Source organism: Saccharothrix sp. HUAS TT1 (assembly GCF_040744945.1).
GTDB lineage: Bacteria > Actinomycetota > Actinomycetes > Mycobacteriales > Pseudonocardiaceae > Actinosynnema.
In genome coordinates, this window is sequence record NZ_CP160453.1 from 7,766,220 (window position 1) to 7,791,089 (window position 24,870).

At 74.1% G+C, this 24,870-nt stretch carries 26 protein-coding genes and 1 pseudogene; 11 read left to right on the forward strand and 16 right to left on the reverse strand.

All coding sequences use genetic code 11. The features are described from left to right. Positions 1-7: 7 nt before the first annotated feature. The 4 genes from AB0F89_RS33990 to AB0F89_RS34005 all read right to left on the reverse strand — a co-directional run bounded on the left by AB0F89_RS33990 (position 8) and on the right by AB0F89_RS34005 (position 4,236). Positions 8-1,315 carry an ABC transporter permease gene (locus tag AB0F89_RS33990; protein WP_367130033.1) on the reverse strand — a complete coding sequence of 436 codons (1,308 nt, stop codon included), beginning with the start codon at positions 1,313-1,315 and terminating at the stop codon, positions 8-10. Next, complete coding sequence (locus AB0F89_RS33995) at positions 1,312-2,061, reverse strand: ABC transporter ATP-binding protein (RefSeq protein WP_367130034.1); 750 nt, start codon at positions 2,059-2,061, stop codon at positions 1,312-1,314. Before AB0F89_RS33995 ends, AB0F89_RS33990 begins: the two co-directional genes overlap by 4 nt. Continuing rightward, entirely contained in the window at positions 2,058-3,065 is a 1,008-nt protein-coding gene (locus AB0F89_RS34000) for an efflux RND transporter periplasmic adaptor subunit (RefSeq protein WP_367130035.1), read from the reverse strand. The genes AB0F89_RS33995 and AB0F89_RS34000 overlap by 4 nt, the downstream gene beginning before the upstream one ends. Positions 3,066-3,204: 139 nt before the next feature. Next, a complete protein-coding gene (locus AB0F89_RS34005) occupies positions 3,205-4,236 on the reverse strand; it encodes a GDSL-type esterase/lipase family protein (RefSeq protein ID WP_367130036.1) in 1,032 nt (343 codons plus the stop codon). 208 nt (positions 4,237-4,444) lie between these two features. Here AB0F89_RS34005 and AB0F89_RS34010 point away from each other — a divergent pair, with 208 nt between their 5' ends. Further along, entirely contained in the window at positions 4,445-6,700 is a 2,256-nt protein-coding gene (locus tag AB0F89_RS34010; RefSeq protein WP_367130037.1) for an Ig-like domain-containing protein, read from the forward strand. A gap of 140 nt (positions 6,701-6,840) precedes the next feature. Here AB0F89_RS34010 and AB0F89_RS34015 read toward each other — a convergent pair. Next, a pseudogene (locus tag AB0F89_RS34015) lies at positions 6,841-7,189 on the reverse strand (cation transporter); the annotation flags it as partial. On the opposite strand from AB0F89_RS34015, the gene AB0F89_RS34020 reads away from it, so the two are divergent. From AB0F89_RS34020 to AB0F89_RS34030, 3 genes are all read left to right on the forward strand, one after another. Continuing rightward, a complete protein-coding gene (locus AB0F89_RS34020) occupies positions 7,175-7,369 on the forward strand; it encodes a hypothetical protein (protein WP_367130038.1) in 195 nt (64 codons plus the stop codon). The pseudogene AB0F89_RS34015 and the gene AB0F89_RS34020 overlap by 15 nt on opposite strands. A gap of 140 nt (positions 7,370-7,509) precedes the next feature. Further along, complete coding sequence (locus AB0F89_RS34025; RefSeq protein WP_367130040.1) at positions 7,510-7,689, forward strand: hypothetical protein; 180 nt, start codon at positions 7,510-7,512, stop codon at positions 7,687-7,689. Between the two features lie 57 nt (positions 7,690-7,746). Beyond that, positions 7,747-8,040 (forward strand): hypothetical protein, encoded by a 294-nt coding sequence (locus tag AB0F89_RS34030; protein WP_367130042.1) that lies wholly within the window; start codon positions 7,747-7,749, stop codon positions 8,038-8,040. 170 nt (positions 8,041-8,210) lie between these two features. Here AB0F89_RS34030 and AB0F89_RS34035 read toward each other — a convergent pair whose 3' ends face one another. The 5 genes from AB0F89_RS34035 to AB0F89_RS34055 all read right to left on the reverse strand — a co-directional run bounded on the left by AB0F89_RS34035 (position 8,211) and on the right by AB0F89_RS34055 (position 11,902). After that, positions 8,211-8,564 carry a DUF6292 family protein gene (locus AB0F89_RS34035; protein ID WP_367130044.1) on the reverse strand — a complete coding sequence of 118 codons (354 nt, stop codon included), beginning with the start codon at positions 8,562-8,564 and terminating at the stop codon, positions 8,211-8,213. A gap of 106 nt (positions 8,565-8,670) precedes the next feature. Continuing rightward, positions 8,671-9,201 carry a hypothetical protein gene (locus AB0F89_RS34040; RefSeq protein ID WP_367130046.1) on the reverse strand — a complete coding sequence of 177 codons (531 nt, stop codon included), beginning with the start codon at positions 9,199-9,201 and terminating at the stop codon, positions 8,671-8,673. 99 nt (positions 9,202-9,300) lie between these two features. Further along, positions 9,301-10,155 (reverse strand): NAD(P)-dependent oxidoreductase, encoded by an 855-nt coding sequence (locus tag AB0F89_RS34045; RefSeq protein ID WP_367130048.1) that lies wholly within the window; start codon positions 10,153-10,155, stop codon positions 9,301-9,303. A gap of 34 nt (positions 10,156-10,189) precedes the next feature. Next, positions 10,190-11,683, reverse strand: a complete 1,494-nt coding sequence (locus tag AB0F89_RS34050) for an amidase (RefSeq protein ID WP_367130050.1) — start codon at positions 11,681-11,683, stop codon at positions 10,190-10,192. A 60-nt stretch (positions 11,684-11,743) separates the two neighbouring features. Next, positions 11,744-11,902: a hypothetical protein gene (locus tag AB0F89_RS34055; RefSeq protein ID WP_367130052.1), complete on the reverse strand. Its 159-nt coding sequence runs from the start codon at positions 11,900-11,902 to the stop codon at positions 11,744-11,746. A gap of 17 nt (positions 11,903-11,919) precedes the next feature. On the opposite strand from AB0F89_RS34055, the gene AB0F89_RS34060 reads away from it, so the two are divergent. Then, positions 11,920-12,552: a hypothetical protein gene (locus AB0F89_RS34060; protein ID WP_367130053.1), complete on the forward strand. Its 633-nt coding sequence runs from the start codon at positions 11,920-11,922 to the stop codon at positions 12,550-12,552. An 81-nt stretch (positions 12,553-12,633) separates the two neighbouring features. Next, entirely contained in the window at positions 12,634-13,566 is a 933-nt protein-coding gene (locus tag AB0F89_RS34065; protein ID WP_367130055.1) for a hypothetical protein, read from the forward strand. 96 nt (positions 13,567-13,662) lie between these two features. Here AB0F89_RS34065 and AB0F89_RS34070 read toward each other — a convergent pair whose 3' ends face one another. Then, positions 13,663-14,514, reverse strand: coding sequence for an ABC transporter permease (locus AB0F89_RS34070; RefSeq protein WP_367130057.1), 852 nt, complete (start codon positions 14,512-14,514; stop codon positions 13,663-13,665). Beyond that, positions 14,511-15,395, reverse strand: coding sequence for an ABC transporter ATP-binding protein (locus tag AB0F89_RS34075; RefSeq protein ID WP_367130059.1), 885 nt, complete (start codon positions 15,393-15,395; stop codon positions 14,511-14,513). Before AB0F89_RS34075 ends, AB0F89_RS34070 begins: the two co-directional genes overlap by 4 nt. A gap of 126 nt (positions 15,396-15,521) precedes the next feature. Here AB0F89_RS34075 and AB0F89_RS34080 point away from each other — a divergent pair, with 126 nt between their 5' ends. Further along, positions 15,522-16,223, forward strand: coding sequence for a MerR family transcriptional regulator (locus AB0F89_RS34080; RefSeq protein ID WP_367130061.1), 702 nt, complete (start codon positions 15,522-15,524; stop codon positions 16,221-16,223). Here the strand turns inward: AB0F89_RS34080 and AB0F89_RS34085 are convergent. The 3 genes from AB0F89_RS34085 to AB0F89_RS34095 are packed head-to-tail and all read right to left on the reverse strand — an operon-like array spanning position 16,193 to position 19,332. Then, positions 16,193-16,849, reverse strand: coding sequence for a response regulator (locus AB0F89_RS34085; RefSeq protein ID WP_367130063.1), 657 nt, complete (start codon positions 16,847-16,849; stop codon positions 16,193-16,195). The two genes, AB0F89_RS34080 and AB0F89_RS34085, sit on opposite strands and share 31 nt — an antisense overlap. Beyond that, on the reverse strand, positions 16,846-17,823 hold the full coding sequence (locus AB0F89_RS34090; RefSeq protein ID WP_367130065.1) for a sensor histidine kinase: 978 nt from the start codon (positions 17,821-17,823) through the stop codon (positions 16,846-16,848). Before AB0F89_RS34090 ends, AB0F89_RS34085 begins: the two co-directional genes overlap by 4 nt. 18 nt (positions 17,824-17,841) lie before the next feature. Continuing rightward, complete coding sequence (locus AB0F89_RS34095; protein WP_367130067.1) at positions 17,842-19,332, reverse strand: serine hydrolase domain-containing protein; 1,491 nt, start codon at positions 19,330-19,332, stop codon at positions 17,842-17,844. Positions 19,333-19,485: 153 nt separating this feature from the next. Here AB0F89_RS34095 and AB0F89_RS34100 point away from each other — a divergent pair, with 153 nt between their 5' ends. The 4 genes from AB0F89_RS34100 (at position 19,486) to AB0F89_RS34115 (ending at position 24,197) form a co-directional block, all read left to right on the forward strand. Further along, positions 19,486-20,826: a glycoside hydrolase family 6 protein gene (locus AB0F89_RS34100; RefSeq protein ID WP_367130069.1), complete on the forward strand. Its 1,341-nt coding sequence runs from the start codon at positions 19,486-19,488 to the stop codon at positions 20,824-20,826. Between the two features lie 47 nt (positions 20,827-20,873). Beyond that, complete coding sequence (locus AB0F89_RS34105; protein ID WP_367130071.1) at positions 20,874-21,362, forward strand: MarR family winged helix-turn-helix transcriptional regulator; 489 nt, start codon at positions 20,874-20,876, stop codon at positions 21,360-21,362. A gap of 73 nt (positions 21,363-21,435) precedes the next feature. Then, positions 21,436-22,851 (forward strand): MFS transporter, encoded by a 1,416-nt coding sequence (locus AB0F89_RS34110; RefSeq protein ID WP_367130073.1) that lies wholly within the window; start codon positions 21,436-21,438, stop codon positions 22,849-22,851. A gap of 143 nt (positions 22,852-22,994) precedes the next feature. Then, on the forward strand, positions 22,995-24,197 hold the full coding sequence (locus tag AB0F89_RS34115; protein WP_367130075.1) for an MFS transporter: 1,203 nt from the start codon (positions 22,995-22,997) through the stop codon (positions 24,195-24,197). A gap of 27 nt (positions 24,198-24,224) precedes the next feature. Here the strand turns inward: AB0F89_RS34115 and AB0F89_RS34120 are convergent, their stop codons facing one another. After that, the gene (locus tag AB0F89_RS34120) at positions 24,225-24,737 is read right to left on the reverse strand and encodes a hypothetical protein (RefSeq protein WP_367130077.1); all 513 of its coding nucleotides are present in this window, start codon (positions 24,735-24,737) and stop codon (positions 24,225-24,227) included. Positions 24,738-24,870 lie beyond the last annotated feature (133 nt).

Genomic DNA, 24,870 nt, shown 5'->3' on the forward strand with positions numbered 1-24,870 from the left:
CGACCGGCTAGGCGCGCATCACCGTGGAGATCGGGATGCGCGCGGCGCGCAGGGCGGGCACCAGGCCGCCGAGGACGCCCGCCACCAGACCGGCGACCACGCCGGCCACCCCCGCCTGCCACGGGAACGCCACCTCGCCCAGCGACGGGAACCGCGAGCCGAGCACCGCCGGCGCCAGTTGCAGCCCCAGCACGCCGACGCCGATCGCCAGCGCCGACGTGAGCAGGCCGGTCAGCAGCGTCTCGGCCAGCACGATGCCCGCCAGCAGCAGCCGCGGCGTGCCGACGGCCCGGCGCAGCGCGAACTCCTCGATGCGCTCGCCGACGGTGGCCAGGCCGACGTTCAGGATGCCCGCCACGCCGATCAGCAGCACCAGCGCCGCCATGCCCAGGAAGATCCAGCGCATCAGCGCCAGCTCGGTGGACATCCGCTCCCGCGTCTCCACCGTGTTCACGTGGATCCGGTCGGCGGGCGTGCCCGCCGCGACCAGCCTGGCCCGCAGGGTGTGCTCCACCTCGGTCGCGGACGGCGTCATCAGCACCTGCAGGCCGGGACCCGAGTTGCTGTCGCCCATGCTGGTGACCGGCAACCAGTTCAGCAGCTCGTCGGAGCGGACGTAGGCGGCGGGCTGGTAGCCGCCGTCGTCCACCACGCCGATGATCTGCGGCGTGGGGTTCGAGGTCGCGCCGTCGACCCGCATCTCGGCGGGCACGTGGTAGCGGGTGAACGCCTTGGCGGCCTGCTCGTTGAGCACCAGCCGCGGCGACAGCGACGGCCCGCCGCCGAAGTCCAGCCACCGGCCCTGCGACGGGCGGAACGGCCGGAACTGGCGGATGTCGCCGGTGAGGCCGGTGAGCTGCAGCTCGATCGCCTGGCCCTGCGGCGCGCCGCTGTCGCCGTCGTCCACCGGGTAGCAGCCGGACTCGTCGCACGTCATCCGCGGACCGCCGTAGCCGGGCTGGTCGATCGGGCCGCCGCCCTCGTTGATCGGCTTCACGCCCGGCTCGCCGATGATCGCCCGCGCGGTGGTGACGGCGACCGAGTCGGTGCGGCCCTCCAGCACCTCCAGCGCCACCGGGACGGCCCGGCCCTCCGGCGACAGGTACATCTGCCGGGTGCCGTCCCTGCCCTGGGACAGCTCGATGTCGGCGAGCATGGCGCGGTTCGCGATCTCCGCGCCCGCCTGCACCACGACCACGGCCAGCACACCGAGGAACAGGCTGACCATCGACAGGAACGTGCGCAGCTTGCGGGCCCGGATGCCCTGGCCGCCGATGATCACCGACGCGCGGAGCTTGCCGGACAGCCCGATCACGCGACCACCCGCTGACCGGCCGGGCGCAGCAGGCCGTCGGACAGCCGCAGCACCCGGCCCATCTTCGCCGCGTGGTCGTGGTCGTGGGTGACCAGCACCAGGCCGCAGCCCTGCTCGGTGGTCTGCCGCAGCACCTCCACAACGAGGTTGCCGGTGTCGGTGTCCAGCGCGCCGGTCGGCTCGTCGGCCAGCAGGACGCGCGGCTCGCGCACCAGGGCGCGGGCGATGGCGACGCGCTGCTGCTCACCACCGGACAGCCGGGGCGGCTTGTGCTTGGCCAGGTGGCCGATGCCGACCCGGTCCAGGGCCGCCAGCACCTTCGCCCTGCGCTTGCGGCGCGGCAGCCAGCCCTGGCCGTTGACCAGCGCCATGGCCACGTTCTGCGCCGCGGTCAGGTGCTTGAGCAGGAAGAAGCGCTGGAACACGAACCCGAACTCGGCGCTGCGCAGCGCGGCGGCCTTGCGCTCGGGCAGCCTGGTGATGTCCCGGCCGCCCAGCAGGTACTGGCCGCCGTCCGGCCGGTCGAACAGGCCGATGAGGCTGAGCAGCGTGCTCTTGCCCGAGCCGGAGCGGCCGAGGATGGCGACGCTGTCGCCCGCGTGCACGGCCAGGTCGACGCCCGCGAGGATGGTGCGCGGCTCGTCCTGGCCCTTGAGGGTCTTGGTGACGCCGGTGAGGTGGATCAGCGGCGGCTGGGCCGCGGGCTGGACCGCCGGCGGCGGGAGCGGGAGGGGCGAGGTGGTCACTTGCGCCCCGCCTCCGGCTGTCCCTGACCGGCCTGCTCGCCGGGCGGCAGGTTCGGACCCGGCACGGCCAGGGTCTCCTCGCCGGTCAACCCGGACTTGATCTCCACGACCTTGCCGTCGGTGAGGCCCAGCTCGACGTCGGTGGTCTGCTTGGCGCCGTCCGGCCCGACCACGTCGACCTTGCCCTTGCCCTGGCCGCCCGCGACCGCCTCGACCGGCACCACGAGGGCGTCCTGCGCGGACGCGGTGACCAGTTCGAGGGTGGCCGACGCGCCGTTGATCAGCTTCACGTCGGCGGGCGCGGTGCACACCAGGCGCAGGCCGGTCGGAGCGGACGAGTCGCCGGGCGGCTGCGGCTGCTGCGGCGGTTGCCGGACGGGCGTCCCGTCGGCGGCGGCGTCGTCGTCGGACTCCGGCTGCGCGGGCGGCGGCGCGGGCACGGTGCCCGCGGGCAGCGCCGCGATCGTGCCGAGCAGGGCGCACGCGAACGGGCCCGGCCCGTTCTTGATCTGCGCCTGCACCACGCCCTGCACGGCGTCGGAGATCTGGTACGCCTGCTCGCCGCTGATCTCGGCGACGATGCCGTAGCCCGCGTGCTTCGCCGACGCGATCGGCATCCCGGCGGTGACCGTCGCGAGGTCGTCGACCAGACGGCCGCCGAACGTGGCGCCGGCGGGCACGTCCACGTTGTTCGGCTTGCCGTCCGCCCAGACCGTGGCGACCCGGGTCGGCCTGGTCGGCGTGCCGGTCGGCTCGGCCACGGTCCAGTACCGCACCTGGCCCGCGACCGGGGCCACGATCCCGAACAGCGGGTTCATCGTGACCGCGCCGGTCAGGCTGACCTTGTTCGTTAGGTCCTGCCGGGTGGGCTTGGCCGTGGTCTGCACGGTGCCGCGCGGAGCCAGCTCCGGGGCGAGCGGTTCGGCCCCGCTCGACGTGCACGAGGCCGCGGTCAACGCCGCCGCGACCAGTCCGCACGCGCGGACGAAGGTTTTTCTGGACACCGGTCCCCCCAAAGCGAATCCCTATCCGGTTCCGTCAACTTACCCATATGACGCCGGTGGGGATGACCGGGTTGCGCGCCAACGGGAAGAACCGCCCTCGCCCGGAATCGGACGAGGGCGGTTCCCGGTGGTCAGGACCTCAGGCGACGGCGTGCAGGTTGCCGTCCGCCCCGGCCAGGCAGCGGGCCGAACCCGTGCCGGAGTTGATGAACTCGGTGATGCAGCGACCCATCTGCTCGTGCCCGGCGGCGTTCGGGTGGAACGACTGCTGGGCCAGGTGCAGGCCGATCGCGTCGAGGCCACCGGTCACCAGCGCGTACGGGTCGACGGTCAGCCGCCGCTGCCACTCGCCCGACGAGCTGTCGCCCTTGCTGCACGCCTCGCGGTTCTCGGTGGCGCGGGCGAAGTCGAGGAACTTCACGCCCGCCCGGGACGCCACGCCGCGCAGCGCGTCGGACAGCTGCGGCACGGCGGTGGTGCGGCCGTAGCCCGCGTCGGCCAAGCGCAGCGGGCAGCCCTGCGGCCCGTGCAGGATGCGGTCCATCTTCTCGGTCACCGGCGAGGCGTACGAGGTGAGGACCAGGTTGTAGGACGACGCGGCGTAGCCCGCCTGGGACATCGCGGACCGGACGTCGCTCAGCGCGTTCTCCACCTTGGGCGCCATCGCGGCCAACCGGCCGGGCCACTCGCGCTCCAGCTTGGAGCGGCAGCTGGAGCCGAACGGGTTCGCCCACGCGGCGACGCAGTCGACCATGGTGTCGGCGAACCGCACGTCGTCGTTCGCGCCGACCTGCACGACGACCGTGGTCACCCGGTACTGGCGGGCGATGTCGATCAGCCGGCGGGCCTGCGAGCCCTCGGTGTAGTGCACGGTGTCGGCCAGCGACACGTTCGCCGAGTCCGCGCCCGAGCAGGCCAGGTTGATCGTGCGCTGGGCCAGCTGGGTGCGGTGGATCATGCTCTGGGTCGAGCGGTGGCACCAGTTGCCGTTCTCGCCCGCGGTGCCCGGCTCGTAGGAACCGGCGCCCTCACCGGACATGGCGCTGTCGCCCAGCGACACGACCGCGGTGGGCCGGTCGTCGACCGCGCCGGCGGTGGTGGGGACGGTGACCAGCGCGGTGCCGGTCAGCAGCAGGGCGCCGACGGCGGCGCAGATTCGTTTCCTCGACACCGCGGACCTCCACAGGGTGATCGTCGACCGGGGCGGGACGTCAACCGACCGTAAAGGCGCGTTCACACCGCGACAACAAGCCGAACGGCTGGTTCCGCGGCTTCTTCGGTGGTCCGCACGCCGGGGCCGCCCTTCGGCGGTCGTCCCGCCGGCGTGACCTGGGAAGCTGGTCGACTCCGCTGTCCGAGGTCGTCGCCTGGGGGCCGCCGTGCGAGTTCTCGCCGCCACCGCTTCCGCCACAGCTTCCGTCATCGCCCTGACCGCCGCCGGGGTCCCGCACGCCGGGGCCGTGCACATCGGGATCGCGCACGCCGGGGTCGCGCACGCCGCCGCGTTCTCCGCGCGGATCGACTTCTCCGACCAGGCCACCACGCCGGCCGCCGGTTACGCGCGCGACTTCGGCGAGCCCTACGGCCCGCGGGCCACCGGCGGGACCTACGGCTGGGTGTCCCTCGGCGCCACCACACCGCTCTCGCTGGTCGGCAACGGCCGCAACCGCGGCGGCACGGGTGATCCGCGGTTGGCGACGTTGGTGCACGCCCAACTCCCGGCCACCTCCCCCGGCGTGCCGACGCCGGGCAGCTGGGAGATCGCCGTGCCCAACGGCTCGTACACCGTCACGGTCGCGGTCGGCGACGCGGGGACCGCCACCGACAGCGCGCACTGGCTCAGCGTCGAGGACCAGAACGCCGTCGCCGCGTTCAAGCCCACCTCCACCGCGAAGCACGCCACCGCCACCCGTGTGGTCACCGTGACCGACGGCCAGCTGACGTTGTCCCCCCGCTCGGGCGCGAACACCAAGCTCAACCATGTCGACGTCGACGGCCTGCCGGACGGCGCGCCCTCGGTGCGCGCCGTGACGCCCGCGAACCTGGCGACCGCCGCGGACCCGACCACGTCGGTGGTGGCCGACCTGCGGCTGCCCGCGGGCGCGGTGGACCCGGCCACGCTGTCGTCCGCCACGGTCCGGCTGACCCGCGTCGCGGACGGCGCGGCCGTGCCCGCCAACGCGATCACCAGCGGCGGCGGTGACGTGGTCAACCTGTCGCCGCTGGCGCCGCTCGCGCCGACCACGCCCTACCGGTTCACCGTGACGTCCGGCGTGCGGGACGTGGCGGGCAACGCGTTCCAGCCGTTCTCGTCGGTGTTCACCACGGGCGCCGGGTCGTCCGGCGGGCCCATCGCGTTCCAGCAGGTGTTCGGGGTGGCGACCGGGGCGCCGTTCACCAGCGTGGCGTTCGGGCCGGACGGGAGGCTGTACGCGGCCACGCTGACCGGGCAGCTCCGCCGCTTCCCGGTCGGCGCCGACGGCACTCTCGGCCCGGCCGCGGTCATCGAGACCGTCCGCGCGCACGCCACCGCGGCCGGGTTGCCCGGCGCGCCGAACCGCACCGTGATCGGCCTGGCGTTCGACCCGGCGTCCACCGCCGTCGCGCCGGTGCTGTGGGTGACCGACAACCACGGCGGCACGTCGAACGCGCCCGACTGGTCCGGCAAGGTGGCCCGGCTCAGCGGACCGGACCTCGGCGTCTACACCGAAGTCGTCACCGGCCTGCCGCGCTCGGTCAAGGACCACGAGTCGAACTCGCTCGCGTTCGGGCCGGACGGCGCGCTGTACCTGGCGCAGGGCTCGATGAACGCCATGGGCGCGCCCGACACCACGTGGGGCGACCGGGCCGAGCACCTGCTCAGCGCCGCCGTGCTGAAGATCCACCCGGACCGGCTGCCCGCCGCGCTGCCGGTGGACGTGCGCACCGAGGCGGGCGGTTCGTACGACCCTTATGCGGCCGACGCGCCCGTGACGATCCACGCGACCGGCGTGCGCAACGCGTACGACCTGGTGTGGCACCGCAACGGGCACCTGTACGTGCCGACGAACGGTTCGGCGGCGGGCGGTAACGCGCCGGCGACCCCGTCACCCCTGCCGGCCGCGTGCGCGTCCCGCCGTGACGGCCCGTACACCGGCCCGGCGGTCCCGGCGGTGACGAACAACCCGAGCGCCGAGACGGATTACGTGTTCGACGTGAAGCCGGGCAGGTACTACGGGCACCCGGCGCCGGTGCGCTGCGAGTGGGTGCTGGCGGGCGGCAACCCGACGTCGGGCGCGGACCCGTTCCAGACCTCGGCGTACCCGGTCGGCGTCGCGCCGGACCGCAACCTCGACCTGGCGGGCACGTACGACGCGGGCCTGCACGCGTCGCCGAACGGGGCCGTCGAGTACCGGGGCGGCGCGTTCGGCGGCCGGTTGGACGGGCGGCTGCTGGTGGTGCGCTACTCGTCCGGGCAGGACGTCCAGCACTTCGACGTCGCCCCGACCGGCGCCCTGTCGAACCGGACGACCGGCACCACCGGCCTGACCGGCTTCAACCAGCCGCTGGACATCGCCCAGAGCCCGACCACGGGCTACCTGTACGTGACCGAGCTGGGCGCGAACCGGATCACCCTGCTGCGACCGGCGGTCTGAGGGTGCGGCGGGCTCCCCGCCCACCGCACCCCTTCCCGACCACTCCTCGAAGCCGCCGTCGTCCTCGAAGACCTCTTCCACGACCTCGCCCATCACCACGCCGCCGACGGCCCCGACCGGGCACGTGCCGCGCCACCGCCGAGAACGAACAGGATCACCGCCGTCATGCCCAGGCCGGCCAGCGGGTCGGCGGCGGGGAAGCCCAGGGCCACACCGATGCCGCCCAGCACCACGGCCAACGACGTGAAGCCGTCCGTGCGGGCGTGGAGGCGTCGGCGATCAAGGCGGCGGAGCCGATGGCCCGGCCCACATGCACCCGGTAGCGCGCGACCAGCTCGTTGCCCAGGAAGCCGACGACACCGCCGGCCGCCACGACCCAGAGGTGCCGCACCGGTTGCGGGTCCAGGAGCCCGCAGATCGACTCGTGTCCGCCCGGCTCAGCCCGCAGGTGAACCGGCGGGTGGCGGCCAGCCGGTGAAGAACCAGAGCTCGCATCCCCCGCTTGCCGCCCTCCAGGGCGAGTCTTCGTTGGCCTGCCTGGAGAAGGGTCGCCGCGAAGGCACGTTCGTCTACTACTCCGCAGCCAACGCCCACGTGAAATCCCTTCTGGCGCAAGCACTCTTCCACGCCGACGACGCCGAGAAGGAAGTCGCTCACCACGAGCGTTGATCGACACGGTCCGTTTTCACCCTTACGTCGCAGCGCCGACCGCATATCACCGCAGCTCAACGGGTATCCGAAGGCTCCCCACCCCCGTTCAGCGAGGAGCGAGACATGGGCACCTCCAACTCTTCCGGCGGGAGGTCGTGATGGCACAGTCATGCGACCTGATCGACATCCGCAGCGGAGACCTCTTCCACCAACCCGTTCCCTACGGCCTCGTCTACCCGACCTGCACCGCGGACGGTGAGGCGCCACCCAGCCAGCGCGGTCGGACCTGGGAGCACCTGACGGCGTCCGGTCGCGTCCTCGAACCGGTCGGCCGGTGAAAGGTGTCGGAAGTCCCCCGACGGGGTCGCAGGCAACGGCCTGCGACCCCGTTCTCGTTGTGGCGCAAGAAGATCGGGTGTGACCACGAGGAGCGAGGGGGCGCGGACGACCTGAGCGGGTACTACCGGGTGGTGCGGGACAGCCACGTCGTCGACGAGCCGGACCAGCTGCCGCCGGGTCGGGAGGAAGTGGTCGGCGCACCGGGGGCGTGGTCTGGGGTTGGGTTCAAGGGTGTGATGGCGCACCGGCCGGTGTCCGAGCACCCCGAGCTGGAGCGGGTGGGGACGGTCACCGGGGCGGGCGGCGCACGTCGAGCGGTCGGTTCCCGCCCGTGGCCGAGGGCTCGGTGACGGCACCTCGGCCTGCGTCCGGAGGTCGCCGGGGGGCGCGGAGGTGCGGCCGATCCCGTGCGCCACCTCGACAGGACCCGCGACAGCCGAGCACACCGGGCCCCGGTGGCCGCGCGACATGGGCGAAGAGGCAGGTACTGGGGCGCAAAGATCAGCCGGGGGCGCGAAGATCAGCCGGCGGCGAGCAGCTCGTCCTGCATCAACCCCAGCTGGTCGACCCAGCGGGCGACGGCGGCGGGTTCGGGGCGGATCGGGCCGCGCAGCCTGGCCAGCACGAACGGCGGTTCGGCGCTGTCGCTCTCCACCGCCACGGCCCAACCGCGGCCCTCGTCCCAGAGCAGGGCGACGTCCCGGTCGGCGAAACCGGGCAGGTGGCCGTCGAGGGCGAGGTAGGCGCCGAGGCGGGAGCCGTCGGTCTGGATGCACGAGCACTCACCGCTGAGGCCGAGCGCGCGGGTCACGTTCGAGACGTAGGCCAGAAGAGCGCGCACCGCGATCTCATCGTCGAACTCCCAGTCCACCACGCACCACCGTCCTTGACCCCGATGTGCCGAACCAGGTCGTGGATAGCCCGATCATGGGATGTCGAAACACGGAAGTGTCGTTTCCTCGTCCGGCCGTCACAGCGCGTCAGGGACGAGGGGTGTCGACCGCGATGGCGGCGATGTCGTCCAGGTACTCGGCGGTGAACCCGCCGGCCACGTTCTCCGCCTCGGCGATCACCACGGTCACGCCGTCGACCACGTCCGAGTCGTAGTTGAGCGCGGTGAACGGCACCTCCGCGACCTGCAGCAACGACCCGGACAGCGGTGTGATGTCGCCGGTGCCGTGCACGTCCTCCAGTCGCTTGAACTCGCGCGCCTGGTCGCGGTCGGCGAACTCGACCCAGGCGACGAACACCACGGCCGTGCCGCCCTCGTCGTCGGTCACGGTGAGCAGCATCCGGTCCAGCGCGACGCACGGCACCGCCCGAAGCAGTTCCTGGACCTGGCCGAACGAGTGCGGGACGCACTCGCCGTCGGCGCGGGACGCCCGGTCGACCACCCGCAGCCCCCGGTCGCGCCACATCTCGTCCGGGTCCTCCGGCGCGGCGAGCCCGCCCGCGCCCGCGGCGACCACCCCGGCCAGCGCCGCGGCGGCGATCACCCCGCCCGATCCCACGCAGCCACCTCCACCGCCGACCGGCACCGTCAACCACTGGTACCCGCTCAGACGGTAAACCTCACCCGGTCGTGCGGGACAGGACCGGGTCACCCCACCTCACGAGCCGAACGCCGTGATCACCGCCGCCATGTCGACGCCGTCGCCCGCCCGCTCGGCCGCGGTCCGGTAGTGCTCGTTGAGCAGCCGCATGAGCCGGTCGTCCGTGCCCGCGACGCCCATCGCGGCCAGGATCAGCTCGCTGTCCTTGACCGCCCCGTCGACGCCGAACGCGGGCGGGAACTCGGCGTCGATCATCGCGCGGCCCTTGACCTGCGCGTACGTGCTGTCCACCGGTCCGCCCGCGATGGCCTCGAAGAACGCCTCCGGGTCCAGGCCGAGGCCCCGGGTCAGCGCGACGGCCTGCGCGGTGGCGGCGGTGATCGACAGCACCCACGAGTTGGCGGCCAGCTTGAGCCGCTGGCCGTCGCCCGGCCGCTCCCCCGCCCACACCGTGCGGATGGCGATGGCGTCGAACACCGGCGCCACGGCGGCGCGCAGCTCGACCGGACCGGCCGCGAGGACGGTCAGCTTGCCCTGCTCCGCGGGCGCGCGGGTGCCGAGCACCGGCGCGTCGACGAACGGCACGCCGTGCTTCCCGGCCAGCTCGGCGAGGTGCGCGCCCCCGTCCAGGCCGACCGTGCCGCACTGCGCCCACACCGCGCCGTCCTCGACGGCGGGCAGCGCCTCGGCCATCACCCCGGCGGTCGCGTCGGCGTCGAACAGCATGCTCAGCACGACGTCCGCGCCGACGACCGCGTTCTTCGGGTCCTCGGCGACCAGGGCGCCGTCGTCGGCCAGCGCCCGCGCCTTGGCCGGGCTGCGGTTCCACACGACCACGTCGAACTTGGCGCGCAGCAGGCTCCGCGCCATGCCCGCACCCATCAGGCCCGTTCCCAACACCACCACGCGCATGGGCACAAGATCCCACCGCGCGCGGGATGCCGCATCACGAAGTCGGCAGGTACGCCGGTGCGCGGCGGGCGGGCGCGGCCCGTTCGAACGCGGCGGCGAACCGCAGCACCTCGGCGTCCGCGCGGTGGCCCGCCATGAACGACACCCCGATCGGCAGCGGTCCGGCGAACCCGGCCGGGACGGTGGCGTTCGGGTAGCCGGACACCGCCGCCGGTGTCGAGGAGCCCAGCTCGTAGGCGTCCCCGCGGCCGTACTCGGTCTTCCACGCCGGTCCGTTGGTCGGCGCCATGACCACGTCCAGCCGGTGCGCGGCCAGCACCTCGTCGAGGGACCGGCGGGCGAGCGAGGTCGCGGTGCGGCGCTGCTCGACGTACACCGGGTCGGTGATCGGCGGCGCCTGCTCCGCCGCCAGGAACAGCTCCTGGCCGAACCGGCTCAGCTCGACCGGGTCGGCCTCGTTGAACGCGATCAGCTCGGCCAGCGTGCGCGGCGCGCCCGGCCGGGTCCGCAGGTACCGCTCCAGGTCGTGCTTGAACTCGGTGATCAGCGCCGGGAACTCGGCCGCGTCCACCTGGTCCTGGTAGGGCAGCTCCACCTCGACCACGGTCGCGCCGGACCGCCGCAGCACCCGCACGGCCTCCTCCACGACCCGGTCGGCCTCGGCGTTGCGGCCCGCCTTGCGCCACACGCCGACCCGCTTGCCGCTCAACGTCGCCGAACCGAGGTCGCGCGCGTAGTCGAAGCCCCTGCCCTCCAGAGCGGACATGAGGATCGCGGCGTCCACCACGTGCCTGGCCATCGGACCGGCGGTGTCCTGCCGCGCCGAGATCGGCACGACGCCGTCGCCGCTGACCCGGCCGAGCGTGGGCTTGAGGCCGACCACGCCGTTCTGCCCGGCCGGGCAGACGATCGAGCCGTCCGTCTCGGTGCCGACCGCGACCTGCGCCAGCGACGCCGCCACCGCCGCGCCCGAGCCGGACGACGAGCCGCACGGGTTGCGGTCGAGCACGTGCGGGTTGTTGGTCTGCCCGCCGATCCCGGACCAGCCGGAGGTGGAGGAGGTGGAGCGGAAGTTCGCCCACTCCGACAGGTTGGTCTTGCCCAGCACCACCGCGCCCGCGGCCCGCAGCCGGCGCACCAGCTCGGCGTCGTCGCGCGGCGGCACGCGGAGGGCGCGCGACCCAGCCGTGCTGCCCATCACCTTCGTGTCGATGTTGTCCTTGAGCAGCACCGGGATGCCGTCCATCGGCCCGCGCGCACGTCCCTGCCGACGTCGGCGGTCGCTCTCGGCGGCCTGCGCGAGCGCTTCGGGGTTCACCGCGACCACGGAGCCGACCTTGCGGTCCACCACCTCGATGCGGCGCAGGTAGGCGCGGGTCAGGTCGACGGCGGTGAGCGTGCCCGCGTCCATCCGGCGGACCAGCTGCGGGATGGTGGCCGCGTCCAGGTTCTCGACCGGTCGGGTGGTGGCGCCGGCCGGCGGTGCGACGACGAGCACGCACAGCAGGGCGGCGAGCAGGGAGCGCATGCTGGTACCCCAGCCCCGCCGGCCGGTCGGGTCAACCCGCCGTTCGTCGGCGACTTCGGGTCACCCGGCCGCACCGTCGCGGTTCACCCGGGCGTGCAGGCGTTCGCGGATCTCGTCCGGTGTGTAGGCGCGGCGCTTGCGCTCCGCGCGGGCGATCACCACCCCGGTCGCCGCCACACCCGCGACACCGGCCAGGCCGAGCAGCTTCCACCAGCGCATCTGCCTAGGCTACCGGGATGGCTGGAACGAAGATCGGTCTGGACGAGGCGGTCGAGCTGACCCGCACCGGCGACGTGTGGCTGTTCCGCGGCAGCTCGGTGGCCGACCGCGCGATCCGGGTGACCACCAACAGCCCGGTCAACCACGTGGGCATGACCGTCGCGGTCGAGGACCTGCCGCCGCTGATGTGGCACGCCGAGCTGGGCCGTTCGCTGCCGGACGTGTGGACCGGCACGCACCACCGGGGCGTGCAGCTGCACGACCTGCGCGACGCGGTGCTGGTGTGGGCGCGCAAGTACGGGCAGCGGGCGTGGTTGCGGCAGCTCGACCGGGCCACCACGCAGGAGGAGGACGACGCCGTGCTGAAGACGGTGGCGCGGCTGAACGGCACGCCGTTCCCGTCCACCGCGCGGTTGGCGGGCAGGTGGCTGCGCGGCCGGCTGCCGAACGTGCGGCGGACCGCGGACGCCGCGCTGGAGACGGCGTACTGCGCGGAGGTCGTGGCGGTGACGTACGAGGCGATGGGGTTGCTGCCCGCGGGCCGCCGGGCCAACTGGTACGACCCGGGCCGGTTCTGGAGCGGTGACGAGCTGGACCTGCTGGGCGGTGCGCGGCTGGGCGACGAGATCGCGGTGGAGATCCCGGCCTGAACCCGCGCCCCGGCGCGGTCGGACGCCCCCGCTTCCGGAAAACAGGCGCAACGCCCGCCGGGTCGCCCTACCATCCGACCGGTGATCAACCGTTCGGGTGTGGCGCTGGTGGCGCTCCTGCTGGTCGGCTGCACGGCCGAGGCCGACGTGCCCGCGCCGCCGCCGGCGACCGGGCTCTTGGGCGCGCTGGCGGGGGTGCGGGCCACCGACGAGTCGTCCGCCCTGGTCGAGTACGGCGACGTGGCGGCGGTGCGGTCGTTGCGGCAGCGGGACCCCGAGCGCTTCGCCGGGCTGCTCGGCCACGGCTACTCCGACCTCGCCGCGCGCGGCCCGGTGCTGCCCGACCTGCTCGGCTTCGACCCGGCGCTGGCGACCACGGCGCTGCGGGTCGGGCAGCCGCCGACGTGGGCCGCGGTGCTGCGGATGGACGTCGACGTGGCCGCGGTGGACGCCAAGCTCGCCGCCCTCGGCGGTCGGCGGGACGACGGCGGCTCCTGGACGACCGCCCGCGACAACGAGGTCGACCGGGACGGCCCGCTGGCGGCGGCCGGCATCGTGACCGGGTTCCAGCGGGTGCGGGTCGAGGCGGGCGCGGTGGCCCACGCGCCCGGCGGCGAGGCGCTGACGTGGGTCACCGAGCCACCGGGCGCGAAGTCGCTGGCCGCCGACCCGATGATCGGCGAGCTGGCCCGGTGCCTCGGCGAGGTGACGGCGGCGTTGATCAGCAAGCCGCGGAGCGGGCTGCCGGTGGCGGCGGGCGTGCGCACGACCCCGGCGGGCGAGGCCACCGAGGTCGTGTGCGTGCCCGACGAGAACCCCAAGGCGCTGGAGGACCTGGTGCGCACCAACCTGGACGCCGCGCCGTGGTCGACCGCGCTGCCCGGCGCGGCGGTCGAGCTGCCCGCCGACCAGACCGGCGTGGTGCGGGTGCTCGCGCCGACCGCGCCGGAGGTCAAGCCCGGCCGGGCGCTCGCGGCGTTGCAACGCGGTGAGCTGGCCGCGCTGTTCAGCTGACTCGCGCTGTTGGGCCGACCCGCGCTGTCCGGCCGACCCGCGCTGTCCGGCCGACCCGCGCTGTCCAGCTGGTCCGCGATGTCCGGCCGACCCCGCTCAGTCGAACCGCTGCGCGACCTGCTCGCGCTTGGCCGCCACCGAGGAACCCGACTCGCGCCGGGCCATCCGGCGCAGCACCACCGGCGCCAGGACCAGGCCCGCCGCGGCCCACGCGCCCAGCGCGACCGCGGTCCACAGGGGCCGCCACGAGCCGCCGACCTCGGCCGCCGCCACCGAGTCCGGCAGCAGCGCCGACCGCAGGCCGAGCCCCGTCCAGTACAGCGGGAACGCCTGGCCGACCTGCTGCAGCCACCCCGGCAGCGCGGTGATCGGGTAGAACACGCCCGACACCACCACCAGCACCATGATCAGCAGGGTGACGAAGCCGAGGCTCTGGGTGCTGCCGAACACCGCGCCCAGGACCGCGCCGATGGGCAGGATCGCGAGCAGCCCGAGCGCCAGCACCCACACCAGCGTCAGCCACGTCGACACCCGGCCCGGCTCCAGGCCGTCGAACAGCAGCAGCGCGGGCGCCAGGACGACCAGCAGCACGGTCACCGTCAGCGCCGCCTTGCCCAGCACCCGGCCGACGAAGTAGGCGAGCACGCCGTTCGGCGTGGCCCGCGCCCGCAGCAGCGTGCCGTCCTCGCGGTCCATGGTCAGCGCCAGCGCCAGCCCCATCAGGCCGGTGAAGACCACGCCCATGGCGAGGATGCCGGGCACCGCCTGCGCGCCGAGCGGGAAGTCCGCGCCGGGCGTCGCGCCGTCGCCGAACGCGTGCATCACCAGGAGCGCGACCACCGGCATCCACAGCCAGCCCATCAGCTCGCCGGGGTTGCGCAGGGTCTGGCCGAACTCGATCCGGCCGCGCCGCACACCGGCGCGCACCGCCACCGCCCTGGGGTTCACGCGGTCACCGCCTCGGACTCGCGCACCAGCGCCAGGTACACGTCCTCCAGGCTCGCCCGGCGCACCTCCAGGTCGTCCACCGCCCTGCCGTGCTCGGCGAACAACTCTCGCACGTAACCGGTGGAGTCCGCCACGGACAGCACGTGCTCGCGGCCGTCGAGGCGGTACCGCACCTCGGCCTCGCCCGCGATCCGGGCGGCCAGCTCCGCCGCCGTGCCGTCGGCGACCACCCGGCCGGCCGCCAGCACCACGATCCGGTCGGCCAGCTTCTCCGCCTCGGCCAGGTCGTGCGTGGTGAGCAGGATCGCGGTGCCGGTGAGCCGGCGCACCAGCTCGTGGAACCCGCGCCGCGCCTCGGGGTCGAAGCCGACCGTCGGCTCGTCCAGGAACAGCAGGTCGGGCCGGCCCACCAGGCCGACCGCGACGTCCAGCCGCCGCCGCTGCCCGCCGGAGAGCGCGCCGACCCGGCGGTCGGCGTGGTCGGTGAGGCCGACCAGCCCGATCAGCTCGTCCGGGTCGAACACCCGCTCGCGGTAGGGCCGGTAGAACAGGCTCAGGTAGGACAGCAGCTCGCGCACCCGCCACCGGCCGTGGTCCCGCCACGACTGGAGGACCACGCCCAGCCGGGCGCGCCACGCCTCGTCGCCCTCGTCCGGGTCGACGCCGAGCACCCGGACGTCGCCGGCCGACCGCTTGCGGAAGCCCTCCAGGATCTCGATGGTGGTGGTCTTGCCCGCGCCGTTGGGCCCGAGCAGCACCACCACCTCGCCGGGCGCGACGGTCAGGTCCACCCCCTTCAGCACGTCGGCGGAGCCGTAGCGCATGCGCAGGTCCCGCACGTGCACCACCACCTGTTCCCGCTGGTCGTCGTCGTGATTCATGACTTCAACCGTATCGTTGAAGTACCCTGTTTAAGGTTGCGCGAGTGAGTCCCTGGCTAGTCGTCCGAGCTGTCGGACAACCTTCAAATTCCCGTTGAACCCGTCGGCTCGTGCGGAGGACTGCTCGTGGGGCTTCGCCCGGTGGACCTGGCCCGCGCGGCGGGCATCTCGGCCCAGCAGGTGCGCAACTACCTCGACGCCGGCGTCCTGCCGCCCGCCGAGCGGTCGCCCGCCGGGTACCGGGTGCTCGACGAGCGGCACCGGCAGGCGGTGACGACGTACCGGGCGCTGGGCCGGGGGTACGGCTGGGACGCCGCCAAGGCCATCATGCGCGCCCTGCACACCGGCTCGCCCGACGTGGCCCTGGCCGGGGTCGACGCGGTGCACGCGGCGGCGCACGAGCAGCGGCAGGCGCTGCGGGCGACGGCCGTCGCGCTGGAGGCGGTGGCCGGGCACCCGCCGGACAGCGTGCCGCGGACCGGGCTGCGGGTCGGCGAGGTGGCCGCCCGGCTGGGCGTGCGGCCGTCCGCGCTGCGGGTGTGGGAGGCCGCCGGGCTGCTCGCGCCGGGCCGCGACACCGACGGCCACCGCCGCTTCGGCCCGACCGACGTCCGCGACGCGCGGCTGGTCGCCATGCTGCGGCAGGGCCGCTACCCGCTGCCCGCGATCAAGCCGATCATGGACGAGTTCCGCAGCTCCGGCGGCGCGGACGCGCTGCGGGCCGCCATCGCCGCCCGGGAGGCCGACCTGGTCCTGCGGGCGAGGGCGATGCTGGCCGCCGCCACCGCCCTGCACGGCTACCTGGAGGTGGTCAGCCCGGCGTCGTAGGCGAGGATCGCGGCCTGGACGCGGTTCGCCACGCCGAGCCGCTGCAGGATCGCGCTGACGTGCGCCTTCACCGTGCCCTCGACGACGTCCAGGCGGCGGGCGATGTCCTGGTTGGTCAGGCCCTCTCCCACCAGCGCCAGCACGTCGCGCTCCCGCGCGGTGAGGGCGGCCACCCGCTTGCGGGCGTCGTCGTGGCGGCCGAACCGCCCACCGCGCAGGTCGGCCACCAGCCGGTGCGCGATCTTCGGCGACAGGTACGCCGCGCCGTCGGCGGCGGCGCGCACGCCGATCAGCAGCTCCCTCGGGTCGGCCGCCTTGAGCAGGAAGCCGCTGGCCCCCTCGGCCAACGCCCGCGCCACGTGCTCGTCCTCGTCGAACGTGGTCAGCACGACCACCGCGACCTCCGGCGCGACGCGGCGCAGCTCGGCGGCGGCGGCCAGGCCGTCCAGGCGGGGCATCCGGACGTCCAGCAGCACGACGTCCGGCCGGTGCTCGCGAGCCAGCTCGACCGCCTCCCGGCCGTCCACGGCCTCGGCGACCACCTCGATGCCCGGGTCGGTGGCGAGGATCGCCCGCACGCCCGCGCGGACCATCGCCTCGTCGTCGGCCAGCAGCACCCGGATCACGACGCCCCGCCTCCCCCGACGCGGAACCGCGCCGCCACGGTGAACCGGCCCGCCGCCGCGCCCGAGCGCAACGTGCCGCCGACCAGCCGGACCCGTTCGGCCAGACCCGCCAACCCACTGCCGTCACCGGCCCCGTCCGGTGACCCACCACCGGGTGACACCGGGTTCTCGACCGTGACCGAGACCTCGTCGGCCGCGTGGTGCAGCCGCACGGTCACCGGGAGGCCGGGCGCGTGCCGGGCGGCGTTGGTCAGGGCCTCCTGCACCACCCGGTGCACGGCGCGGTCCACCAGCGGGGGCAGCGGGGCCGGGTCGCCGGTCCGGGTCAGCGCCACCGGCAGGCCGGCCCGCGCGGCCCGCTCCACCAAGGTCTCCACCGCCTCGTCCGGCGGGTCCACCGGCGTCGCGCCCTCCCGCAGCACGCCCACCGTCCGCCGCAGCCGGTCGGTGGCGGTCACCGCCGACTCGCGCAACCCCGCCGCCGCCCGGCGGTCCGGCTCGGTGGCGGCGGTCAGCTCCAGCGCGCCGGCGCGCAGCGCGATCAACGCCAGCTCGTGGCCGAGCGAGTCGTGCACGTCCGCCGCGATCCGGGCCCGCTCGCGCAGCCCGGCCCGGTCCGCGACCAGCTCCTGCGCCCGCTCCAACTGCGCGATCCGCTCCCGTCCCGCCTCGATCAGCTCGGCCTGCTGCCGCCGGGACAGGCCGGCGAGCCACGGCAGCACCACCACCAGGCCCAGGCTCGCCAACGCGCCGACGCCCTCCCACAACCGCACCGCGGCGATCACCAGCCCACCGGCCGCCGCCGCGCCGACCACCAGCCAGCCGCGCGGCGCCGGCAGCCGCCTGCCGATCAGGTAGGCCAGCACCGCCAGCGCCGGGTACGCCACCTGCCGCCACGCCGGCAGCGCGTCCGTGGCCACGCCGTTGGCCAGCGCCGCGCCCGCGACCACCGCCAGCACCAAGCCGTTCCGCACAGCCCGCACCCTACGTCCTCAGTGGACCGACGAGCGCAGCCGCAGCAGCCCCAGCAGCCGCGCCACCGCCGTCGCCGCACCCGCCAGCGCCACCACGACCACCGTGATCGTCAACGGCGCGGCGAAGTACGTCAGCTGCTCCCACGTGATGGTCCGCCCGTTCGTCAGGATCGACAGCAGGTCCGGGAACGCCGCGAGCACGGCCACCGGCGCCAGCAGCGGCAGGAACCGCGGTCCCACCCGCCACGCCGGGGCGTCCGCGCGACGTCGCGCCCACCGCGCCGACCGCCGCACGCCGAGCACGGCGAGCCCCGCGGCCGCCACCAGGATCAGGCCCAGCACCAGCTCGAACACCTGTCGACTGCCGCCGGCGGCGTCCGGCTGCCGCCCCTCGCTCAGCGCGATCAGCCCCAGGAGGACGTCGTAGGTGTCGTCGTGCAGCGCCGCGCTGTTGGTGAGCACCGCGAACCCGTACCCGGTCTCGGGGACGACCGCCTGCACCGCCGAGTAGGTGAACAGGTTGCCGGGGTGCACCAGCGCGCCGCCGTCCTCCGGGACCCAGCCCATGGCGTAGTCGTCCACCGCCGAGGGGGTGTGCATCGTGCGCAGCCCTTCCGGCGACACCAGCTGCACGCCGTTCCCGTTCTGGCTGATCAGCCACCGGCCCATGTCGGCGGCGGTGGTGATGACGCCGCCACCGCCGCTGGAGTCGAGGAACCCGGGCAGCTCCGGGCGGCTCAGCCAGGCGCCGAACACCGAGTTGTAGCCGTCGGCCGGTCGGACCTCGGCCGCCGACACCGCGCTGCGCCCCATGCCCAGCGGCCCGAACACCTCCGCCCGCAGGTAGTCGCCGAACGACCGGCCGCTCGCGACCTCGACCAGGCGGGCGGCCAGGTCGTAGTTGACGTTGCAGTACTCGTAGCGGGCGCCGGGGTCGGCGGCCAGCGCGGCCGGGCGCAGGCCGTCGGCGTAGTCCGCCAGGGAGGTCGCGGACTCCAGCGCCGTCACGTCGACCGTGGTGTCGGAGAAGCCGGACGTCTGGTTCAGCAGGTGCCGGACCGTCACGTCGGCGAACCTCGGGTCGGCCAGGGCGAAACCGGGCAGCTGGTCGGCCACCGGTCGGTCCAACGCGATCCGCCCGTCCTCCACCAGGGTCATCACCGCCATGGCGGTGAACGACTTGCTGACCGAGGCGATCCGCATCGGCGTGTCCGCGGTGACCGGCGCGCCCTCGGAGTCCTCGCCGTAACCGGCGGCGTGCACGACCCGATCGCCCCGGGTCACGACGACCGAGAGGCCGGGCAGACCGGTGTCGGCCACGACTTGGCGCAGGTAGTCGTCGATAGCGGCGGGCGACGGCTCGGCGGGCGGCGAGGACGCGGCGGTGTACGCGGCGGTGGGCAACGGCGCGGCGGCGCGCACGGCAGTCGGCGACGGCGCGGCGGCGTGTGCGGCCGGGGTCAGCGCGGTCGCTGCCACGATCACCGCGCCAATCAGGGTTTTCCTCATGCCGGCGAACCTAGGGACCGGTGGCGTGCCCGGGCGTCACGCCGCGGACCGGCGCCCACCCCTGACGAAAGTCGGGGGTCGGGGTGGCGCGGGCGGTACGGTGGGAGCACACCGCCTCCCTCGCATCGTCGTGATCACCGGAGGTAGCAGTTCATGAGGTCTCTCAAACGCGTCGGCCGCGTGCTGACGGCGGTCGCGGTCGCGGCCGCCGGGCTCGCGGTCACCGGTCCGGCCGACGCGGCCCCGCACTGGACCCCGCGCCTGGACAACCCGTACCTGGGCGCCCGCCCCTACGTGAACCCGGAGTGGTCCGCGCGGGCCGCCGCCGAACCGGGTGGCGCGGCCGTCGCGAACCAGCCCACCGGCGTGTGGCTGGACCGCATCGCGTCCGTCGACGGCACGAACGGGAGGATGGGCCTGCGCGCCCACCTGGACGAAGCCCTGCGGCAACGCGCGAACCTGGTCCAGCTCGCCCTGTGGAACCTGCCCGGCCGCGACTGCGGCCGGCTCACCACCAACGGTGAGCTGGCCTTCGGCGAACTGCCCCGCTACAAGCAGGAGTTCATCGACCCGATCGCCGCGATCCTGGCCGACCCGGCGTACGCGCGGCTGCGGATCGTCGCGGTGGTGGAGCCCGACTCGCTGCCGTTCCTGGTCACGCACACCCTGCCCAGCTCGGAGTACACGCTGAGCTGCGAGCAGGTCAAGGCGGCGGGCTCCTACACCGAGGGCATCGGCTACGCGCTGGCGAAGTTCGGCGCGATCCGCAACGTCTACAGCTACCTCGACATCGCCCACCACGGCCGGATCGGGTGGGACGACTGGCGCGAGCCGACGCTGCGGCTGCTGGTGAAGGCGGCGACCTCGGGCGGCAGCGGGTTGGACCGCGTGCACGGCTTCATCGCCAACACCCGCGACTACTCGGCGCTGCGCGAGGTGAACATCGTCAAGACGGTCATCAACGGCACGCACATCCGGCAGACCAGGTGGGTGGACTGGAACCCGTTCCTCGACGAACTGTCCTTTGTGGAGGCTTTCCGGGCCGAGGCGGTCGCCGCCGGCTTCCCGGCGCGCGCCGGCGTGCTGGTCGACACCTCGCGCAACGGCTGGGGCGGCCCGAACCGGCCGACCGGACCGGGCCCGGAGACCACCGTCGACACCTACGTCGACCAGGGCCGGATCGACCGCCGGCTGCGGATCGGGAACTGGTGCAACCAGACCGGCGCCGGTCTGGGCGAGCGGCCGGTCGCGGCGCCGGCGCCGAACGTCGACGCGTACGTGTGGATGAAGCCGCCGGGCGAGTCGGACGGCGCCAGCATCCCGCTGCCGATCGGCGACGAGATCCACAACCGGATGTGCGACCCCGACTACACCGGTCGGCCGGACTCGACGCCGGACCCGTCCGGGGCGTGGCGGAACGCGCCGCCGGCCGGTCAGTGGCACTCCGCGCAGTTCCAGGAGCTGCTGCGCAACGCCCACCCGCCGGTCAACTAGGTCTTCTGCGGATAATCCAGCGCTGTCCCGGTAGCTAGACTGGGGCCATGTCCGCCATGGCCCCAGCCCGCACCGAGTCCGACCTGTCGTTCCTCCTGGACCACACCGGGCACGTGCTGCGCACCCGGATGGCGGCGGCGCTGGCCGAGATCGGGCTGACCGCGCGCATGCACTGCGTGCTCGTGCACGCCCTCCAGCAGGAGCGCACGCAGATCCAGCTGGCCGAGCTGGGCGACATGGACAAGACCACGATGGTGGTCACCGTCGACGCGCTGGAGAAGGCCGGCCTCGCCGAGCGCCGGCCTTCCGGCACCGACCGGCGGGCCCGGATCGTCGCCGTCACCGAGAAGGGCGCCGAGCTGGCCGAGCGGAGCCAGGCGGTGGTCGACGGCGTGCACCGGGACGCCCTGGGCTCGCTGCCCGACGAGGACCGCGACGCGCTGCTGCACGCGCTGAACCTGCTGGCCACCGGGCACCTGTCCACCCCCGTGCCGGCTCCCCAGACGGCTCGCCGGGCCCGCGAGGGCAGCCGGTAAGTCCGAGAGGGATTGTCTACAACAAAACCATCCGCTACGGTTCCTCCTGCACCCACCGGGACAGGAGAGACCGATGCCGCCCACGCTCGAAACGCCCCGCGCGAACCGCTGGTCCGCGCTGGTCGTGCTGTCCGCCGCGATGCTGATGACCGTCCTCGACGGCAGCATCGTCACCGTGGCCATGTCCGCCATCCAGGCCGACCTCGGCTTCTCCCCCGCCGGCCTGAGCTGGACGGTGAACGCCTACCTGATCGCGTTCGGCGGCCTGCTGCTGCTCGCCGGGCGGCTCGGTGACCTGGTCGGCCGCAGGACCGTGTTCCTGGTCGGGAACGCCGTGTTCACCGCCGCGTCGCTGCTGGCGGGCGCGGCCACCACCCCCGGCCTGCTGATCGCCGCCCGGTTCCTCCAGGGCGCGGGCAGCGCGATGGCCTCGGCGGTCGTGCTCGGCATCCTGGTCACGCTGTTCACCGACCCGGCGGAGCGGGCCAGGGCGATCGGCGTCTTCAGCTTCACCGGCGCGGCGGGCGCGTCCCTCGGCCAGGTGCTCGGCGGCGTCCTCACCGACGCGCTGAGCTGGCACTGGATCTTCTTCATCAACCTGCCCATCGGCGTGGCCACCGTGCTGCTGGCGATCCGGGTGCTGCCGGCCGACCGCGGCACGGGCCTGGCCGCCGGGGCCGACGTGCTCGGCGCGGCACTGGTCACCAGCGGCCTGATGCTCGGCATCTACACCGTCGTCAAGGTCGAGGAGCACGGCTGGACCGGTGCGCGCACGCTCGGCCTCGGCGCGCTGTCGGCCGCGCTGCTGGCCGCGTTCACCGCCCGCCAGGCCCGCGCGCGGACGCCCTTGATGCCGTTGCGGGTCCTGCGCTCGCGCACCGTGGTCGGGGCGAACCTGGTGCAGGTGCTCACGCTGTCCGCGATGTTCGCCTTCCAGGTCATCGTCGCGCTCTACATGCAGGAGGTGCTCGCCTACGGCGCGCTGGCCACCGGCCTGGCGATGCTGCCGGCGGCAGTCGCGATCGGTGGGGTGTCGCTGTTCGCCTCGGCCAGGCTGAACACCCGGTTCGGTGAGCGCGCGGTGCTGCTGGCCGGACTCGCGCTGCTGTTCGGGGCGATGCTGAAGCTCACCGCCGTGCCGGTGCGCGCCGACTACGCCACCGACCTGCTGCCGGTCATGCTGCTGGTCGCGGGCGCCGGGCTGGTGCTGCCCGCCCTGGCGTCGCTGGGCATGTCCGGCGCCGGGCCGGACGACGCGGGCCTGGTGTCCGGGCTGTTCAACACCACGCAGCAGGTCGGCATGGCGGTGGGCGTCGCCGTGCTGTCCACGCTGGCCGCCGCCCGGACCGGGGCGGACCTGGCGGCCGGCGTCGCCGAACCGGCCGCGCTCACCGCCGGCTACCGCGTCGCCTTCACCGTCGCCGCGGGCCTGCTGGCCGCCGCGTTCCTGGCCGCGCTGGTCGTGCTGCGCAAGCCGTCCCGCCCCTGACCACGCCCGCCCACGGCGTGTGAGCAGCGGCACGCGTCGGGGGTTCGGGCTGGACGTGCTCGGGCGGTAAAATCGTTTCAGTAGCTAAGCAACCAGTCGCGCGGTCACTGTCGACTCGGGACAGAGGATCAGGAGCGACGCACATGACGGCGACCGTCGAACCCACCGCGACCCGCCGCCGGGGGAAGAACGGCGGCGCGGCCATGGTCGCGCTCGCGCTGGGCGGCTTCGGCATCGGGACGACCGAGTTCGCCACCATGGGGCTGCTGCCGCAGGTGGCGGCCACGTTCGACATCTCCATCCCGACCGCGGGCCACGCGATCAGCCTCTACGCGCTCGGCGTCGTGGTCGGCGCGCCGCTCATCGCCGGGCTGGCCGCGAAGCTGCCGCGCAAGGGCCTGCTGATCGCCCTGGCCGTCGCGCTCGCCCTCGGCAACGGGCTGTCCGCCGTCGCGCCGAACACCGGGCTGCTGATGGTCGCCCGGTTCGTGGCCGGGCTGCCGCACGGCGCGTTCTTCGGCATCGCGGCGGTCGTCGCGACCACGCTGGTGCCACCGGAGCGCCGCGGCACGGCGGTCGCCCGGATCATGGTCGGCCTGACCGTCGCCAACCTGGTCGGCGTGCCGGTCGCCACCGCCGCCGGTCAGCAGATCGGGTGGCGGGTCGCCTACCTCGCGGTGGCGGTGATCGAGGTCGTGACGGCGTTGGCGGTGGCCAGGTGGCTGCCCCGCGTCCCGGCGCCCCGCAACGCGAGCGTGGCCGCCGAGCTGAGCGCGTTCCGCCGTCCGCAGGTGTGGTTCGCGCTGGTCACCGGCATGGTCGGGTTCGGCGGCATGTTCGCCGTCTACTCCTACATCTCGCCGATCACCACCGAGGTCACCGCCCTGTCCGCGTCCGCCGTGCCGTGGGTGCTCGCGGTGTTCGGGCTCGGGATGACGCTCGGCGCCACCGTCGGCGGCCGGTTCGTCGACCGCTCGGTGATGGGGACGGTGTTCGGCGGGCTGGTCGCGGTGACGGTGGTGCTGGTGGTGTTCGCGCTGACCGCCACCTCGCCGGTGATGGCGTTCGGCACGGTGTTCCTGCTCGGGCTCGTGTCGCAGGTGCTGGCGTCGGCGTTGCAGGTGCGGCTGATGGACGCCTCGCCGGACGCGCCGTCGCTCGCGTCGTCGTCCAACCACTCGGCGTTGAACATCGCCAACGGCGCCGGCGCGTGGCTGGGCGGGCTGGCGATCGGCGCGGGCTGGGGCTTCACGTCGACCGCCTGGGTCGGGGTGGCGCTGAGCCTGGCCGGGCTGGCGGTGGCCGCCCTGTCGGTCGTGGTCGACCGCCGCCGCGTGCCCGCCTGATCCGAACCGGCGCACCGCGGTCGCGCGTCAGGTGATGTCCAGGGACGAAGCGCGGTCGTAGAACCCCATGTAGCTCAGGTCGGGGTTCGCCCCCGTCCACGGGGAAACCGCCCCCGAGTACCCCACCCCGTCGAAGAACTGGACGACGCAACCGTTGTAGACCTTGACCGAGCTGATGGAGTTGTTCAGCGTCGCGCCCGCACTCCCGTCGGGCAACCGGTAGCGCAGCTTCGTCAGGTCGGGCAGCTTCTTGCCCTCGTTGTCGATCGCCAGGGTGCACGCGCTCGACCCGCCGATCTCCAGGACGCCGGCGCCGGTGTTGTAGTTGACCCAGTTCACGACGTGGATGTAGTCGACCTGCGCGAGCGCCGCCTTGCGCTGCGCCAACGCGTGGTGGGAGTAGAAGCACTCGCCGGCGTCCGCGGACAGGTTGTAGTTGCAGTACTTCGCTGCCGCCGAAGCCGATGGCGCCGCCACGACCAGAGCGGCCACGGCGACGACGGACGTGGACAGTGCCGCCACCACTTCACGGAATGCCATGACCGCTCCCCTGGTCGAATATCGGCAGCGTAACGCCCGCTCAGCGCAGGGTAATCGTCCGACGGGGGGAGTTCGGCGAAGACCCTCGCCGGTTTTCCCGGGTTCGACTTCCGCTCGGCGTTCCCGGTGATGT